The 17,950-nt window shown below is 46.4% G+C and carries 9 protein-coding genes; 5 read left to right on the forward strand and 4 right to left on the reverse strand.

What is annotated here, in order from left to right:
- Nucleotides 1–6: 6 nt before the first annotated feature.
- Nucleotides 7–3,624 (reverse strand): hypothetical protein, encoded by a 3,618-nt coding sequence (locus GZZ87_RS17390; protein ID WP_162026997.1) that lies wholly within the window; start codon nt 3,622–3,624, stop codon nt 7–9.
- A gap of 713 nt (nt 3,625–4,337) precedes the next feature.
- On the opposite strand from GZZ87_RS17390, the gene GZZ87_RS17395 reads away from it, so the two are divergent.
- The 5 genes from GZZ87_RS17395 to GZZ87_RS17415 all read left to right on the forward strand — a co-directional run bounded on the left by GZZ87_RS17395 (nt 4,338) and on the right by GZZ87_RS17415 (nt 10,996).
- A complete protein-coding gene (locus GZZ87_RS17395; RefSeq protein WP_162026998.1) occupies nt 4,338–4,997 on the forward strand; it encodes a hypothetical protein in 660 nt (219 codons plus the stop codon).
- Between the two features lie 810 nt (nt 4,998–5,807).
- Nucleotides 5,808–7,394, forward strand: coding sequence for a replication initiator protein A (locus GZZ87_RS17400; protein WP_162026999.1), 1,587 nt, complete (start codon nt 5,808–5,810; stop codon nt 7,392–7,394).
- 1,010 nt (nt 7,395–8,404) lie between these two features.
- Nucleotides 8,405–8,728, forward strand: a complete 324-nt coding sequence (locus tag GZZ87_RS17405; protein ID WP_162027000.1) for a hypothetical protein — start codon at nt 8,405–8,407, stop codon at nt 8,726–8,728.
- 54 nt (nt 8,729–8,782) lie between these two features.
- Nucleotides 8,783–10,240, forward strand: a complete 1,458-nt coding sequence (locus tag GZZ87_RS17410; protein WP_162027001.1) for a hypothetical protein — start codon at nt 8,783–8,785, stop codon at nt 10,238–10,240.
- A 33-nt stretch (nt 10,241–10,273) separates the two neighbouring features.
- Nucleotides 10,274–10,996: an NAD-dependent deacylase gene (locus tag GZZ87_RS17415; RefSeq protein ID WP_162027002.1), complete on the forward strand. Its 723-nt coding sequence runs from the start codon at nt 10,274–10,276 to the stop codon at nt 10,994–10,996.
- Between the two features lie 2,928 nt (nt 10,997–13,924).
- On the opposite strand, the gene GZZ87_RS17420 is transcribed toward GZZ87_RS17415, so the two are convergent.
- The 3 genes from GZZ87_RS17420 to GZZ87_RS17430 form a co-directional block, all read right to left on the reverse strand.
- Nucleotides 13,925–14,083, reverse strand: coding sequence for a hypothetical protein (locus tag GZZ87_RS17420; RefSeq protein ID WP_162028228.1), 159 nt, complete (start codon nt 14,081–14,083; stop codon nt 13,925–13,927).
- A 1,815-nt stretch (nt 14,084–15,898) separates the two neighbouring features.
- Nucleotides 15,899–16,411, reverse strand: a complete 513-nt coding sequence (locus tag GZZ87_RS17425; RefSeq protein WP_162028227.1) for a hypothetical protein — start codon at nt 16,409–16,411, stop codon at nt 15,899–15,901.
- The gene (locus tag GZZ87_RS17430) at nt 16,408–16,980 is read right to left on the reverse strand and encodes a ParA family protein (RefSeq protein WP_162028229.1); all 573 of its coding nucleotides are present in this window, start codon (nt 16,978–16,980) and stop codon (nt 16,408–16,410) included. The genes GZZ87_RS17425 and GZZ87_RS17430 overlap by 4 nt, the downstream gene beginning before the upstream one ends.
- Between the last annotated feature and the right edge of the window lie 970 nt (nt 16,981–17,950).

Genomic DNA, 17,950 nt, shown 5'->3' on the forward strand with positions numbered 1-17,950 from the left:
CTCATCCTAAACTTCATCGGGTGACAACCACCGAAACGAAACAATTCTAAAACGTCTCCCGAACCGTTTGTTGGCCTCAGAGTCGAGCGTGCCATCGCTTGGCAAGACTGTTGCCTCATCAGCATCTGGGTCGACATAATCTGCACGTCGCTGCACAACCGCTTCACACCACGCCGCCGATTTAGCCTCACCGGTGATTGGATCTTTGCTCTCTCCGTAAGCGCGAATAACAAATGTATCATCACGCGCAGATAGCACCGGAGCCAATGGCCTCAGAATATCTGCCTGGCGCACCCACCCCGGAAAACCATAGGCTAAATTCCCTTCCGCAGCAGCAGCGAACAAATGCCCCACTCCTCCAGGCACAACAGCATCAGCAAAAGTATCCTGCAAATCCTTGAATGGATTCTCGGTCACTCCTTTCGTCGATAACTCCACTAACGCAGACTCAATTGCTCCTGCCAAAGCAAGGCTAGATGCCGAGTTGTCCGTATTAAGCTGCCTGTTTACAAACTCTGAAAGTGACAAGAACGGCCCGCGTTCTTTTACCTGTTTCACAATCTCAGTCGCGAGCGCCTCAATCTGCACATTAGTTAGACTCTTCCGCATACCGACTTTGGTGTAAAGAGTATCATTTGGATCCCCATAAAAATTCGCGGCGGGGTCACCTGCCACGCTGGTTCGACTCACAAAATTGTCATCCGAACTTCCAACATCTAATTCAACACTATAGGTCGTGCCACTCGTGCTATTGGAAACATAGGGAGCCTTCGCCTCCCGCATATGTTTGAGCATCGCCGACCATGCTTCCACCGAAGTCGAATTCACATTAAACATGCCGTCAACCTCCAGCTTGGAAGCGACACTATGCCATGCAGTATTATCTACAATCAGGTCGTCTGCAGCGGAGCTTGCGTCGGTTTTGGACAATATATCAGCTGGTTTATAAGCCGAATTCGGCAACGGAACATCTCCGGATGCAAATTCGCTGTAGACTTTTTCGATCCCCCTGATCTCAGAACCAGCCGGATAGGTATCATAGCCGTTTGTTTCGGGTGCGATCGACGAAACAAACCAGTCGTCAAAAAACAGGTGATTGGCCACATAACTATGATCATACGAAGCAAGTTGAGAGGTCGGAGCACCATTATCGATATATACCTGATCCGGTTCGATCCATTGGCTGGCATTACTATTGCCTATCGGATTGGCAACAAACGGTAGCACAGCGTTGAAGTAAGCCACATCAAAATGCTGCAGATCGCCTAACGATCGAAGAGGTTTTGTGGGTATCTCACCAACGATCAAGCTTTTCAAGCCGTCAAAGGAACTATGGCTCGTGCCGATGAAACTATAGGGGTCCTCAGCAGTGATTCCATCAACCGGCAGCCCGTCTGTTCCGGCGCTGGGATTTGGGTATTTAAAAATGAGGTCATAAGGAAATGCATCTAAGTGCGCTACTTTCGAATAGCCATCAACCTGATCACTTGTAACTCCAGAAATGGCCTTGCGGTGAGAATAACCTCTTCCACCTGCCGAATTCTCCGTAATGTTATGCAATTGGAGCATCATAATCATAAACGGTGAAGGACCATTCACGACTAACTGATTTAATTTCTGAATGTCATTAGCAATATCTGGAGTCGGCCAGTAAATCGCAGCATCGGCCGCTGTTATGTTATAATGAATACTCGCGGAATTTGAGCGTCCATTACCAGTGCCGCCGCCAGTCCCCGGCCATTCGTTTACTTGGCATTTGAAATCACCGCTACCTTCCAGCTCTACCGTAAATAGACTATCAGCCAAACCATTGATCGGAACATCGTTGTCGGAATTTGGCTGTGCTTCTTCTAAATTAATTCGGACACTAATACCAACCGCATTTTCATACCCTCTTTGCATGTTTAGGTCATTCCCATTCCTGTTGCGCGGACTATAAACGCGTGCTTCACCTGGCTGCCAGATTTCATCGTCGGCCGGAAACCTCAAAGTCGTGTTGCTCGTTTTGTTGATTAACTTGTCCAGAGCGAAGAATCCATTTTGCGACACCCCTCCGACATTAAATTTAAACTTGTAAGGGAGCTGTTCTTGCAAACGCATCCAAAAATTAGTGTTTGTGCCACCCGCATCGATGGATACATTATAAGGATTCCAAAAGGTTACCACGGGAGTTAAATTCAAATATGCGCCATGCGTATTTGTAGGATCGTCTGTAGCATCGGTGCCAGTCAACAGCTTTGACTCAAATTTGAGCACCCAATGCATACGCGCAAGGACGGGGGAGCGAACAATACTATCCCGCCGCGCTTCGGTGGACATCTGATAAACTCCAGGTCCTACGAGACTACTACCCGCAGAAAAGGTCACATTCCCCGATGCATCTCCGGACGTAATTTGCTTATACTGGTTCGCAAAATCAGCGAGCGCCGCCCACCCCACTGAAGGGCCTCCTGCCAATTTTCCGCTGCTATTTTCTGCAGCAAAGTTCAGCTGCTCGGACCAGGGATAGATCAACCCCCCGACATTTCCACTGTTCAGTAACGCCTCTGTCTCATCCCCCGGACTCCGAGTATAAAAAGGGTAAGTAGCACCTCCGTCAGGGCTTGCGAGAGTCTCCCACTGCTCTGCCATTAATGAAATATCCCTACGCCAGCCGCCATTCGCGGTATTCGTCAGCAAACCACGCGCATAACCGGTAAGATCATGAAAATAGGTGCTTGAAACCGTGCTGCCTGTCGGAATCGTGTTATCCATCAAATTAAGGCTAGTGCGATTCACCACGCGCCCAAGATCCTCCACATCTGTAATCTTAAACTCATTCACATCAGGACCCGCAGAGCTGGACAGGCGATCCCCCCATTTCACCCATTCATCTACGCCGGATACAATCTCATCCTTCTCGCGAAGTAAGGCCTTGGTATTCTCCCCTGAAATCCACCATGCAATCGCAGCAGAACCATCTTCTATTTCCGTCGGCACTACATATACTTCAACGTCCTCCGACTCATTAACATCGATGGGATCAGGGTTAGGAATCACACTCCCACTAGCAAGCAATGGCACGGTGGAAGTTTCGTTAGTCAAACTAGGAGGCGCATCGGCGCCCGCCAAGTAGTCTGATGACGCAGGATCGTAAGCAGAGGAAACCAGCCATCCGAGAAAGCGTTCAGGTGCAGTCGAATCTATATCCGGAACTCCAGTGTCCATCTTAGAATCATAATCGGGCTTCTTCGGGAAACCTGTTGACTTATCATGGTCGAGCCCTTCCCACGAACGCCAGACGCCAGTGAGCTGCTTGGGGCCATTGTCATCACCAGCAATACCCGCGGCCGCTGAAGCCGGAGCGGTCACACGTTGATCCAGTCCAGCGGTTTCCTGCAATTTACCCATCGCCAGATCCAATGACAACAATGCTGCTTGGCGCGCCTTCATCCGAGCAACCGTATTGGCCGAACTCGCCTGCTCTACTTGAACGAGCGTGCTGATCGACAGAATAAGAAGTAGCACAAACGCCATCAAACTTAATGCAATGACGAGTGCGAAACCTCCCGAAGTAGAGGCTTGAGGGCAACGAATTCGACCTTTTGATCGAATTTCACGAAATTGAGTAGTCTTAAATTTCACAAGGGAGAACGGGTTAATATGCCCTGCATTTAAAGGACACGCAGGGGATAATTTGGAGCTAAGCAGACAAATAATACCCGATTCTGAGCTTTAGCACAATCATGTGTATGCATTAAATCTACTGATGCATTTACTTTAATTGATGATAAAGCACTCCGTGAGAAACCAGGTAAAAGTGAGATATCGAGCCATATAAACCAAGGCCCCTAGCGTAATATGATCCCAATACCCCACGACGGGATGGCGAGGGGATTTCAGCGTATGCAATCGCAACAAACATTACGGCATTCACAGGCATCGACCGAACCTTAGATGAGCCCAGCTAGTTATGGCTGGCAGCAGTCAGTATTACTTCCGACCTCACTTCGGGAATGCTACTACTGCAGGACAGACTGGATCAGCACTTGTTGCGTCATGACTAACTGTAACGCCCAGCCTAGGATGCGTATACAGAGTCAATTCGTTTAGAATACGAATCATAACACAACCGAATAAAGTCATTTGCCATACGACATAGGGCACTAATTGATTTTTTGATTTTAACAGTCGAAACCCCATTTTCTATTTCATTATTTGGCCTATTCATTTAACAAATAGATAAAATGTAAGGTGCCGTATGCCCTATGCCTAAAGTTGACTTGTCCGTCTGGATTCATACACATTAAGGTTTATTGAACTCCCGCTCTCCCCTTCCCTTCCAATCGAAACTACAAATGACTCAGAATTCATCGGATCAAAATCCAATAACGGGTGCCCTTATTCGCCGTAAGATACGATTAGAACAAACGAAACGCAGTCATACCGGCGGTGCATTTACCAAACATCATACCTTTCTGTCTCACGGCGATCCTGAGTGCCCTGAAATTAGGCAGCCGCAAATGTTTCAGCCTAAAGAAATCCGCGCGCTTAGGAAAACTTTTGATATGAAGGTGCATGCGTTCGGTCCTTTGGTAGGAGTTCATAGTGACACGATCAAAAAATATGAAGCCGGGCTGCGTATCCCAAGCCACGCCACCCTTCGAGTCATGCAACTCTTACGAATCAACCCCCAGTTCAGCAAAGTATTACCTGCCGTCGCCTACTTCAATCAGGACAAAATTTATCTCACTCGTATCAATCTAAACGTGTCTCAAAGTGTGTTCGCCCGACTTTTGGGTGTAGAAACTAGCACACTACGCGGTTGGGAAATCAGTAAACGTAAGCCTAGCGGCCCGAGTGTCACCCTTCTCCAACTCGCATATAGTTTTCCTAATCAATTCGTATGTGCGATTATTCAAAATGAAGCGCAGGACATTGATGAATCGGAGCGTATCAATGATGTGAATGTCTTTAGCGGCGAGGTGCAAACTCAGCATAAAAATACGGACGACTAGTTGACTTCAGGTCAAGCAATCGGACCCCAGCTCCCGCAAAATTAGCTCTAAATCAAGTTTTCTAGCGAAGAAGTCCCACGAAACAGAGTTTCAAGGCCACGAATCAAACCACTCTTTGATCCTGAAAAGATGAATTGAACCGTTAATCAGAGGTTCTAAATACATACTGCTTAAATACTTGAGTGACGTCTCGAACTAGGAATCGCGTGTTAGATCATTCGCCATTTTGGCAGTGGCTGGATTGACGTTAATTGACGGTTTAAGAATCAGAGCCCATGCCAACTGCCGAATCTAGGATGATATCATTCTTCCCTTACTAGGAAGCATTCAAAAAAATGCTGAGTTCACACCACTGTGGCAAATTCCTCAGTCAGTCGGAGAAAAAATGTCGAGTTTGCAGTCATTCACATAAAAACCGGCCAAACTCTCAATGGATACCTAAATGAGCTCAGCAACTAATAGTGCAAACTCAGCATCTAATTTCAAGATTAGTGCAAACTCGGCCTCAAAACGGCTTTGGCAGTGCAATCTTAACATAATTTCAGAAAGCTAAGTGCAAACTCTACATCTATTATAATCAGCTAGCGCAAACTCGACATTTATATCGATTCAAACGGGTGCAATCTCGACATTCAGTTCCCTATTTTAGTGCAAAGTGAACACCGATTTAGCCACTTTAGTGCAAAGCGAACACATTTATTCGGAATTTTCGTTGATTACCAGCAACTTGCGAATTCCCTTTGTTGTTGTTGTTTTCATATTTATATAGAATAACAGCAACATAGCCAAAACGCATTTCGAATACATACCATGGAAGACGATCCCGAACTCTCAGAAGAAGAAAAAATTATCCAAGCAGAATTCCTGGATCTTGATATTTCTGATGAAAACTCGCCAGGTATCATCTCGCTCGGTAAGGACGAACGTAATTTAGCCGAATTCCCAATTGCGCTCCTTAGCCAGAGGGCGCCCAAGGATTGCACGGAGCTCGTCTTTAAAGATCGCTGGACTGATAGTGATGGACGCCCCTTTGAACGAGAGCTACGCATCTCAGCAGACCCCGATCGTGGGCTGCCTACTGCATTTGACGACGATGTCATCCTAGGACTCCTGCAATTGACCGCCAAAGCGAGTTTCAAAAGTCGTAAGATCCAATTCTCCATCTACGAGTTGAATCAAGCGATGGGCAACAAAACCTCCTCCGGCACACGATTTGCCCGAATCAAAGAGAGCCTGATGAAATGGACGCGCGTGAACCTTTCCTACGAGAAAGGTTGGTATATTCATCATTCAGACAGCTACAAAAGTGAGCACTTCCATATCATCGATAATTTTAGGGAGCCGCAGACGGACAACGGCAAATTCGAGATCATCTGGAACTTTGTGCCCTTTACGTCGTTCGTCGCCGGCAACTTGCACACCATCGACTGCGCGGCCATGGCTCAGCTGGGGAACTCTATCGCACGCCGACTTTACCGTCTGTTAGGCAGTAACTTCCGCAACTGCCGCTCCCTCACCTACGACGTGATCGAACTGGGGCACAATAAACTCGGCATCGGAGCCGCTGAAATCGGCCCTCTAAAACGCCGTCTCCTAGGAGCCATTAAAGAACTCGAAGAGATCGAGTTCATTACAAAACTCCCTAAAGAAGAACGCTTTACAAAGGTAAAAAAGGGATCCCACCTGATCCGATTTGATCTGCTACGCATGCCAGGGAAGGATGGAGAAATCATTGATACTTCGACTGTTCCACCACTGGAAGCGAAGCTACGTGAGCACGGCATCTCATCGACCTTTGCCTCTCAACTCGTCGCGAAATATCCTAAGAATGACCTGATTCTACAAATCGATTATCTCGATTATTTAATTGAGACTAAAAATGCGAAAAGCATCCGGAACCGTGCAGGTTACTTGCGTCGTGCCATTGAAGAATGTTACAGTGCCCCTGCTGGCTATCAGTCGCGTGCAGAGCGCATCGCCGCCGAAGCGAAGGAGCAACGTGACCTCGAACGCTCTGAGCAGCAAATCGCAGCTCAGATTAAGCGTGAAGCTTTGAAACATGCCTTCATTCAAATCAAAAACGACCAGCAAGCGCGCAGTCAGACATTATTTGATTCATGGGGAGAGAAAGAGCGCACGAGCTATCAGCAAAAAGTCTTTAAAGAAGAGTTTAAAGCACATCCAGAGCTGACTGATGATGCCACGACACGCGCGATGCTCTTTTCATCTGTTGTGCTGGCACGCGTTGTCAAAAACTATCTTAAGGAGCCTGAATTCCTTTCACTCGATCCAACTGAGTGGATCGAACAATTCATTGATGACGACACTGAGATCCCAGAACAACTAGCGAATTGCAAAGATCTCTTCTTTACAGAAATGCGAGCTAGAGACCTCTAAGTGCGCGTTCTTTGGTAAGCAGCAATGGAGTTGTTTACCAATGATCTCATAAAGTTGCAAAACCTAGTGAAGTCACCCGTTCGAAATCCCAACGAGCGGTTTGTTGATGTAAAACGTGGCGACCTCGCGTCGGAGTAAGGTCGGTCATCTGTAGTTCGAGCTGCTGGTTGAACTGAACATGGGCTTTCCTTCGGAAAGAACCGTGTCCTACAGCATGGATTTAAACCTGGAATCGCCAGTTGCTTGACGACGACGCAGGTCTTTTCGGAGATGGCGATGAAAAGACCCTAAATGACGCTAGAACGAGCATGGCGATGATTAGCGAATTTGCTTCAAAACTCAGAAGTCTCCATTTTCGCGCACTTTCAAAATTTTCGTAGCAGTTCACTGCGTTTTTAAGATTAAACTGCGATCGACTCCAAATAGTGCCAACTCGACATCTTTTTAATATCCGTAGTCAAACCATGCAAACTCGACATGTTTTTGACCTAATCCATTCAACTTTTGTCACCTAAATGGAATAGCCTTGATGGTTGAGCACCCAAGAATCAGCAATTTGGTCGAACATCACCGAGACTACGGAATTTTACCACGAGATGTGGCAAAATTTCTCCAGGATTCAGTGCCCTCTCAGCATATTTAATCATACCTGCGTGAAAAATGATGTCCAGTTTGCACGATCTCCTCAGATGACTCATAAAATATGCTGAGTTTGCACTAAACTCGCCGCGGTATTGGATCACTCAATACACTTAAGCCGTGGTTAACCCACTCTTGGTAAAACCGTGCAATCTCAACATTTTTAGCGCATTTTTTAGTGCAAACTCGGCATTTTTTAAGTCATTCAGTGCAAACTTAACATTTTTATCCAGAGTCACCGAGTATTTTTAATGATTTCGTAAGCGACTGTTATACAGCACTTATTGACTTCAATAGGTGATAAAGGAATAATAACAAAATGCGGTATATTTACTTTGACTTTGCGAAATACGACTCGCAAAGTCGGCACTATGGCTAGATTGATTGATCCGCTTCCAACCCTGACACCCCGCCAGGAAGATATCCTTCGCTACATCTTTGCACATTTTAAGGAATCACTCTCCTACCCTACGAAATCACAGATCTGTCGCTACTTTGAGGCGAAGAGTAACAACACGGCAGCATTGGTGAACCCACTCTTCAAAAAAGGTATTTTACGCAAGCTCTCAGGGCGTGGTGAATATGAACTGACTGAGAAAGGCGTTGAAAAAATCCGCCGCCTAGGAATTCGAGTGCCAAAAAATATTATCGAGGATGAGGACACTACTAAACAAACCGAAATGGCCATCTCTTAGCCCCTATTTACCCCACGATAGAAGCACCCTAAATTTCTAGACACGCCGCACCCTATGCCCCCAACCGAGCAGTTTGAGCTATTTGCCACTGATGAACCGGAAGTCATTCCAGTTCCCGTGGCTGAGCCTGCTCAAACCGCAAAGAAGACAGCAGTAAAGCAAGAGGCTTCACTGCCCGCCTCGCCACCGTTAAATCGCGACCCAATGGCGATCCGCACGGAGGGCACCGAAATGCTCACGGACTATCTGCGGGACTTCAGTTCATCGTTCTACGTCGTCGAATTTCCACGCCGCCTCCTCAGCGTGTTTGCTTTCCCGCTCACCGCACAGGAGTCTTGGAAAGCGACCCACCAGAGCGAGAATTATACCATTGAAACTGGTATTTGCGAAGGTTGCCCTGAACGCACACCCGAAGTTATGACGATCCGCGACTTCGGCTATTTCATCGCCCTGTATAGCCTGATCAAAAATGCTCCGATCGATGATCGTGAGGTCGAAGTCACCTTGCGCCATATTGCATTTGCCATGGCTGGATTCCCTAAAGCATCCGACTTCCCTCAAATCAAAGATCCCGCTGAACTCGCCCGAAAGACATCGATCAAGAGTCTCATCGGCGGTAAAAAATCTAAAGAATTCGGCCAAGCGATCAGCAAAGCCTACGGGCGGCACATGCACTACACTTTGCCACAGCATCGCGGTAGTTCAGCTCCTGGCACCGAGCATTGGCTCTCAATGCTCAACTATGAAGCGACACGCCGCACACTCAACCTCGGCGAGCAATCAGGTAAATTCTATCGCAACTTCACCATCGGCAGCGCCTTTAATATTCTAGCCCCCACGGCGGAAGATTATGTCTCCTTCGACTGCCGCCAATTCTTCAAAGCAGGCACATGGATCGCACGTGCGGTCTTGTTGAAGCTCATGCCACGCATACTGGCTGGCGGCTACAACAGTCGACACAAGCACCTGACGATCAAGGCGAGCACCCTACTTCGCCAGATAGGAGCGGCCACTTATACCTACGATCGCCCCGCCAAGATGGTGGCGGCGCTTCAGCCGGTTGCCGACGCGCTCGATAAGCTGGAAAGCGTCTTGGGCACACGCATCCGCGCCAAGCTACAAAGCAAACCGCGCGGCGAACCTGAATTCTTAATCTACATTGAGAAGCTGCCCGCCCGTAAGCTGGAGCAAAGCAGTCTCGAAAATGGCGAAACCTTTAAGCTATGGCTCGCCTGCGGGAAATCTCCCGAAACCTTTTGGACACGTCTCAATCAAGGCCGCAAAAATAAGGTCGATCTCAACGACGACGACCGCCTACACCTCGATGCCAGCGGTCTCAATTGGCGCTCAATGGAGCACTACCTACGCTTGGTAAAGCAACTGCTGCACGCGCAAGCATTCGCTCAAGCACTCGCCGACTATAAAGCCGCCGTGCGTGAAGGCACCACCAGTTCAGAGCCGCAGGCGCTGACCGGATTCATCAAAGAAGCCATTCGCACACTCAACGCATAATCCTTAAAAGAGTAGTTAGGAGCTAGCATAATAGTGAGCCAGGCAAAGCAACAACACGTCGTCGTCCTATCAGGAGCAGGCATCAGTGCTGAAAGCGGCATCCAAACCTTTCGAGCAGCCGATGGGCTTTGGGAAAATCATCCTATCGAAGATGTTGCCACCCCTGAAGGTTGGCAGCGCAACCCGGCGCTTGTGCTCGAGTTCTATAACCAACGCAGACGCCAGCTCTACACGGTCGAGCCGAACGCAGGTCATTTGGCGCTCGCGCAGCTGGAAACCACGCACCGCGTCACCATTGTCACCCAGAATGTCGATAATCTCCACGAGCGGGCGGGCTCCACCACAGTAGTTCATCTACACGGAGAACTCGACATCGCCCGAAGCACAGCCGACGAAAGCCTCCTGACCCCACTGAAGGGCAAAGACATCAAACTTGGCGACCAGTGCGCACTCGGTAGCCAACTACGCCCACACATCGTCTGGTTTGGCGAAAGTGTGCCGCTCATCGAACGCGCCGAAGCGATCGTTCAAACAGCCGATATCCTGATCGTCGTCGGCACCTCCCTACAAGTATATCCCGCAGCCGGACTTATTGGCGGCACTCGCGAAGGCACACTCAAATTTCTGATCAATCCAGAACTTCCCCCGACTGAGCTGCAAGAGCAGTTCACATGTATCGCTCACCCCGCTGGCACTGCCCTGCCCGAATTGGTGAAACGCCTGCAGTCGCGGAGCCGTGAAGCAGTTTCGTGCTGAGCGTTTGGGGCTGCGGTCGAAATGAGTTCCTCGTTCCGCTACGAATCAAGATACCAATCAAATCAAACATTGATCGATTTGGATCGAACGGTGGCTCTACACTTGAAGAGCACTAAAGGCGGACACGCCGCGTCATCAACCTCCGATATCGAATAAACCTAGATTCAGGAGTTAGGAGTTAGGAGTTAGGAGTTAGGAGTAATACCAACATGCGACTAAAACTGGTAAAGAGGTTTAACCGCAGAGATCGCTGAGTGCGCCGAGGAGATGGGGAGAATGCTCTGCGTCAGCTCTAAGCGTGCTCTGCGATCTCTAGCGTAGCGGGCGGTTAACAAATACAGCTGAAAAGTATTCACAGTGGTCTTCCCTTCGATGGCTACAGACTACCAGAAAATGTCAAAGGATAGTATTAGTCCTTGGTCAGAAGTCGCTTACGAGAGTATTTGACGCCGCCTACCGAGCGTAGCGATACTTATTATGCACCTTGGGTGCAACCGAAGGGCGAAGCCATTTGGCGAATCGGAGATTCTTCATAAAACACTGATATTCAGCTTCTGACTACTGTCTTCTGACTTGCTTCGCCATCTACGGACTTCGGCGAGCTCAGTCGTGCCGCAGACCTCCGTCTAACTACTCTTTTAAGGATAAAGCAAAACTCTGCCACGCAGTCAGGAACCAAGACATGCGTAGCGAGTGATCAATCTGGACATGAAAAAAAGTCCAGTTTGCACCCCTACGTTTTTGGAGAGTATCACACTGATCTATCACCTGAGTGATAGATTTAGACAAACGACTCAAAGTAATGAGTGATCAATTTGGATGAACTTAACTCTCTAATCGCGACAGACCAGACATCCAATAGTGATCATTATGGACATTCAGAGGAATTTCTTAAGTGATCAATTTGGACGATCACTGATAGATAACGCTCTATTAGTTTAGTTTGAAATTGCTAAATATGAGTGATCAATCTAGACATTTGGTCCAAATTTTAGAGTGATCATTTTGGACGTATTGACCTAGGGTTCGCCCCATTTTTTTAATAAAAAAGTCCAGTTTGCACTATAAATTCAGCCTCGATTGCGAGTGATCAATTTAGACGAAAGGCCTTCATTTATGCCTAAAAATGGCATAATTAAATGAGTGATCAATCCAGTCAGACTGAGTGATCAAACTCCCATCGCGAGTGATCGATCTCCCTGATAGAGTGATAATAATAGACGGACAAGTGATCGATTAAGACATCACGAATATCTTAATTCATTGTTAATTAATGGAATATATAAATTATGGAGCTCCCCTTCTTAATATATGTCTCAATATATGTCTTAATATTATTATCTTAAAAATTGTCTAGGCCCCCATGGAGCCAAAACTATTTTTTAGAATAACATACACTGAAGCACTGTATTCCAGGTGTCTATCAAACCAGTAGCACCACCATTAGTGCAAACTAAGCATCTTTTTATTTTATTAGATCCACACCACCCGCAACTTTTCGTATTCTAAAAATCAGACCGCGGTTAAAGCAAAACTGATTGTAAACCTAATACCGAGTTTCCCATAGAAAATGATTCAGCAATGAACGGCATCACTGAGTTGTTAACAGCTTGTTAGTAAAATCTCCGGAATATTGCCTCAGATCTTTTCAATTTCTCGGTATGATTCTACCGAGAATCTAACCAACTACTTTTCTCATAAAGTAAAATCACGCCGACTCCTACTACACCGTGGGAGATCAGTTTAAGAGCATCGTAATCTTTAATCGCAGTTCACGCAGCGTTCAGATATCTGCCGATCAGAAAGCTGGATCTCGATGTGAATCCCTAAAAGGCCTCTTATAAGATAGCTAAAGAATTGGTTAAATCTCCCGATGGCTTATGATCGAAACGCCTCCAGATTGCATTGATCGTCTGATTCAGAAATACCGTAAACACACGTCGCTCTGGAGTAGGCTTCTTATTGAACGATGGCTGCGGCTATGTTGATCTTAGCTTGAGTCGTAGAAGAAGTGTCAGGCCGGGATTTCTACATCGACCTCTTGACTGAGAGAGAGATGTCACAAATCAAATGGCAAATTGTGTGCACCACAAGTATCCCGCATCCACGCTCAGAAAATCGAGCTCTTTAGAATCGATCAATTTTCGCTTGATAAACACCTGACTAAGAGCGCCCTCGCTCTTCCAGCATATCCGCTCAACAAGCAATGCCTCGGGCGTCGATAAAAGCCAAATTCGGCCAGTATGACAGATACAAGCAAGCAGGCTCAGCCAGTTATCACCGATGAGACTGCACGGCAGAAATGATCTGACACTCGCAATATAGTTAACAGGTTCGGGGGAGCGACTCTGGTAAGGTGGATGGATTTTGAAGGTATCATTTTACGCGCTCAATGGTTTTGATCGCCCTCTGCGAATTCATGGAACCAAAAATGGCACTTGAAAGATCATGAGAGACATCTGCCGCACCGACTGTGAATATAGGGACCTAGTCGCCTGAGCCTATTTGCGACAGACCATAACAAAAGTAGATGGGGTTCTCTGCTACACCTGGGGCAGATTTCATATGTATCCCTAAATGCGTAGGGCAGAGACTGAGCTTTACGCATAAGTTGAGAATGTGTGAAGTTAGTGGTAAAAAGCTCCTTCCCTGCGAAGGGAAGGTGTCTCGGTCCGCCGAGACGGAAGGGTTTCGCGCAACATGAGCAGATTCTTTGGGCTAACCCGCCGGAAACCCCTCCGACCCCGCAGACGGGCCACCTCCCCTTCGCTGGGGAGGAGCTCAAAGAACCGCGTTCATCGCGAAAACAAGAAGATACAAACTTATGGGTAAAGCTCAGGCAGAGAGGCTCCCTCTCCATCTTTGTGGGATGCTGACTCAAAAATCTGACAAGCCCCTTGTAGGACGAAACGGCTGACTAGAAATGACCTACAACAAGCGCTCGGTAATGGGATCTCCGAAATGACTGGAGTCATGTGACAGATCTCGACGTCGCTCGATTGGTCCTGGCACCAGTTCAAATGGTATGACGCGTGGAATGGATGTGAAGAAGCCGCCGCAGGGACTGCTTTTTGTCGCTATGCCCATGCTCTAGCCATTCTCTTTAGTTCCTATGAAACCGGCTAGAGCATCGAGAATTCATATAACTTTACTTCAAGTTATATCGGAGGCGGGAGGACCTTGGGTCTTACATCGAGATGAATCTTAAAACGACATGCCGGTTAAGAGGTTGCTAGCCGAATTCAAAAAAATGGCAGCGAATCAGGTGCGTGGATTTAAAGTCATCGTAACATTTTATTAATACTATAACTTGTGGAGTTACAATGTTAACCGTTTATCATCTTGTTGTATGGTAATGGTTTATGATTGTTTTAGTCGCGCAGATAATTACAGAATCCATACATAACGCTTGCCCGTGAGGTTGAGAAATAAGGAACGAATCGACTCGTTCACTTTGAGGATCTAGCCATGCGCTCCTCCTTCGTGATATATGTTAAGCGATTATCTAGATCAGCAAAGTAATCCGCTAGATAGCTTGATGTCGAGGCTATGTAGCCGCGGATGATTACTTACCCGGTAATGTTTAACCCGTGTCCGACAGCCCTATTTGTAGATGAGGCCGTTGTAAGTCACAGCACCGCTTGATGGATATAGGAATCAGGTTATGATTTTCGAATTCACGTGAGTCGCAGGTGGCCATCGGTAGCCTAGCGTTGGGGAGTTCATCGTGTGGATTTTTATCTACCCTCTTTCGAAGATCGAGGTATGAACCTGTAGCATAGAAAAGTAAGAACTCTCAGATAGTTATGAATCGTCATCGGCTTTGAGTGAAGATCACCCCAAGCTGACTCGGTTTGCAGTTTTGCAATAAACTCTATCGCCTCTTCAAGATTTTATAAGATCCGAACGACGTCTTAATAAAATACGTGGAGTTCTAATTCAAAAATAAGAAATGAATGCTCCTCGGTAAACATATGGAGATTTCACTGACGTGGCTGCAGGATATTTACGGGTCTTGTGTTGTGTGCGTGGCATGATGAAAAATATCAATGATCGGTGATATTTTACACGGCGTATTAAGACTTCATTTGTTCTCGAAATAAATCCCGGATGATCGAGTGTTTTCTGTTTAGTATTACAATCGTTGTTATTTAAGATTCTGCTAAATATCAGCAAGTTCTGTAGACACTCTTAAAATTTCGATGCGAGTCGCAGGCTCCCCTCTTCAGATTGGCGCCCTTCCCTTCGGACTTGGATTTTCCCAGAAAGCACATTCAAATTGCACCGTCACATTTACTTCAGACGTTGTATTCCCTGGGACTCACAAATTGGTGAGAAATAGTGATTTTCGTATGATTTATCCGAAAATACGGGAAAAATGGCTCAAAATTGCCACTTTTCATGCACTTTTGTGATTGGCTGCAATCCCTTTTAAATAGCGGGTTAAGCGGTAAATATTGCTGTTTTAAAGGCGCTCAGAATCGAATAATTATAGTAGTCCTGTAGGATTCCACAGAATATGTGAATCTGAGAGCGCGAATTTTAGCTGTAATTTCAGGATTTGACGGATTGTTGGCGTATCAGGTTTTTAATTTTGTTATTAACCCCTACTCTCTTTTTTGGTTCCGCTCTTCGTTTGTTCTAACAATATAGATCCGAGGGATTTTATATTTTCATCAAAAAGGCGTTAGTTCATTTTCGACTCGATTGCATTCTGAAATTATGTCGGCTCTAGGTGTGATTGTTTTTCTACGTATCACGACGCCCACTTCGGACAGACTCGGCATCAGTCAACGACATCTGCCTTCTCGGTGCGCCGGGATTATAGAGACACCCTACTCTGTCTGAATTTTGCGGCTTATGGTAATACTATATAAGTTATAGTATTACTAAATTATTGGTTTAGTCTCGATTTTCAGAATAACGACGATCTTTCGAGCGTATCATCTCGAACAATTCTAGTAAGCGCTCCGGATCTTCCTGGCTTAAGATATGTGCAGCCTTAATGCCGACCTTCGCGACCATATTTCGTGTCGGATATTTGAGCGATCTTGATTCACGCATGAAGCACATCGCTACATCTTGTAAATCGAGCATGTCATCCGCATCGAATGCGATCGACGTCATCATGTAGTCGTCTGATTTCTTCTTTTTTGCAGGTGTCGCTGGCTTTCGTTTCGCTGGAGTTGGGCGTTTTTCAGCCGCGGTTGGTGCCCTCCGAGCTTCGGGTTCGCGCACTTCTCTCTTTTGCGTGGACGTTGAGGCTACTGCTGGAGTGGTTTCCGGTGATATTTCGACTGTTTTAGGTTCCGGGGTTGGCGCTGGAGTGGGTTCTGCTTTGGGAGTCGCACCGCTGGTTTGGACGGCTCCTCCCATGAGTGAAGTTAAATCGGGGCGTTTTTTTGCTTTGCTCATTTGATGATCTCCTTGATTACGAGTTCTAGTTCTTTTTGGCAGGTGTATGGAAGTGCATCACCGCCGCTGGCGAGTCCGTAGCCGTAGCCCACTCGATCGCCAACGTGATTTTTGAGTGCTTTAACTCCGAGCGCTGCGAGCACATTGCCCTTGTCTTTAAAGGCAGTGGTCTGTGCTTTCACTTTATTAAAGAGAAGTCGCACTTTGTCTGGAGCTGCGAGGGCGTCGATTGTTTGTTTAGTGCGACGAATGTCGGTCGCCGAAAGTGCAAATGGCACGATGATGATGTCGCAGACGCCTGCAATTCGATCGATTTCATCTGAGGTGATGCCACCTGGAGTGTCGACAATGATGTAGTCGTAGGCCTCCTGGTCTTCGTTGATATCGAACGACCTCATGTTTTCGTGGTCCAAGTTTGTTACGAACTGTGCCGTGTCCCCTCCTTTGTCTAGGTCGTGCACGCGCACGCGAGACTTTTTCTTGTCAGCTAGATATAATGCGGTGAGGCAGGATAAAGTGGTTTTTCCAGTGCCTCCCTTGAAATTCATGAATCCGATTACTTTTTTCATCGTGATGGATAACACTATAAGATGTGGAGATGGTCAAGAGATAAGATAGTTTGTTGATGCTATTTGTTGTGTTTTCTTGTTATGGTGTAAGTGAACTGTGTAAGTTATAGTGATGTGCTTGATACATTCATATATTGTATGGTTTGCCTGTTTATTATGCACTATTGGGTCGTTGTTTATTATCTTATTGGGTTAGCTTATTGGCTTTCTTGGTGTCGTGTCGGTGGGTTTGTGTATAACTTATAGTGTTATGGTTTCTGGTGTGATGGTTCGTGGCTCCCTGTGTATGAAGTCGGCTGTTTAGGGTCGTTAATGTTTGTATTGGTGGTGCTTAGATGGTTTTATAGTATAACTTATAGTGTTGTGTGATACGTGATTGTCCTTCGCAGTTGTCACTGCTTCTATTTTGGAAATGAGTATCCTTGCTGTTGTTTTATTGGAGGATTCTGCATGGCTGACATTTTGTATATAGTGTGATGGTATGTTATAGTGTTACTGTCACTAGATGGTGTTAGGGGTCTTGTTTATACGCATTCACCATAAGATGGGGACTTACTTTATACTTAATAATATAAATCCACAACTTATAGTCTTGCAGGAGATGATTGGGTGTCGTGTGTCGTGTTTGTGGTATCTGTATACTTCTTGTGGACTTGTTGTTACAGTAACATGCTAAGATCTTAAGATGGCAGGTTGTTTTCTTGGGTTTGATGGTTTCTTATATTTATTAAGCATTTTAGTTGGTTGGTTTCTTGGTGAATTGATAATACTATAAGATATAGATAAGCAGTCTTATCTTAAGCTTAGAGGTGTTCTGCTCGTATGCTATATTGTCTCAGTCTCTGTCTTGTTAGAGAGTGGGGTGCTTCATCCTGTAAGGGTGTGTTGAACCGGGGGGACCGGTTTAAGGATCAGGGTTTGTGCGAACTGGATACATCTGGTTCTTGCGGGACTGTATTGCAGTAGGACT

Source organism: Lentimonas sp. CC4 (assembly GCF_902728235.1).
Lineage (GTDB): Bacteria > Verrucomicrobiota > Verrucomicrobiia > Opitutales > Coraliomargaritaceae > Lentimonas.

What these genes read in the sequence shown, in the direction of transcription:
- GZZ87_RS17405 (WP_162027000.1), top strand. Translation starts at nt 8,405, where the DNA reads ATGGCTAGATTGATTGATCCGCTTCCAACCCTGACACCCCGCCAGGAA.
- GZZ87_RS17410 (WP_162027001.1), top strand. Translation starts at nt 8,783, where the DNA reads ATGCCCCCAACCGAGCAGTTTGAGCTATTTGCCACTGATGAACCGGAA.
- GZZ87_RS17425 (WP_162028227.1), bottom strand. Translation starts at nt 16,411, where the DNA reads ATGAGCAAAGCAAAAAAACGCCCCGATTTAACTTCACTCATGGGAGGA.
- GZZ87_RS17395 (WP_162026998.1), top strand. Translation starts at nt 4,338, where the DNA reads ATGACTCAGAATTCATCGGATCAAAATCCAATAACGGGTGCCCTTATT.
- GZZ87_RS17430 (WP_162028229.1), bottom strand. Translation starts at nt 16,980, where the DNA reads ATGAAAAAAGTAATCGGATTCATGAATTTCAAGGGAGGCACTGGAAAA.
- GZZ87_RS17400 (WP_162026999.1), top strand. Translation starts at nt 5,808, where the DNA reads ATGGAAGACGATCCCGAACTCTCAGAAGAAGAAAAAATTATCCAAGCA.
- GZZ87_RS17420 (WP_162028228.1), bottom strand. Translation starts at nt 14,083, where the DNA reads ATGGGCATAGCGACAAAAAGCAGTCCCTGCGGCGGCTTCTTCACATCC.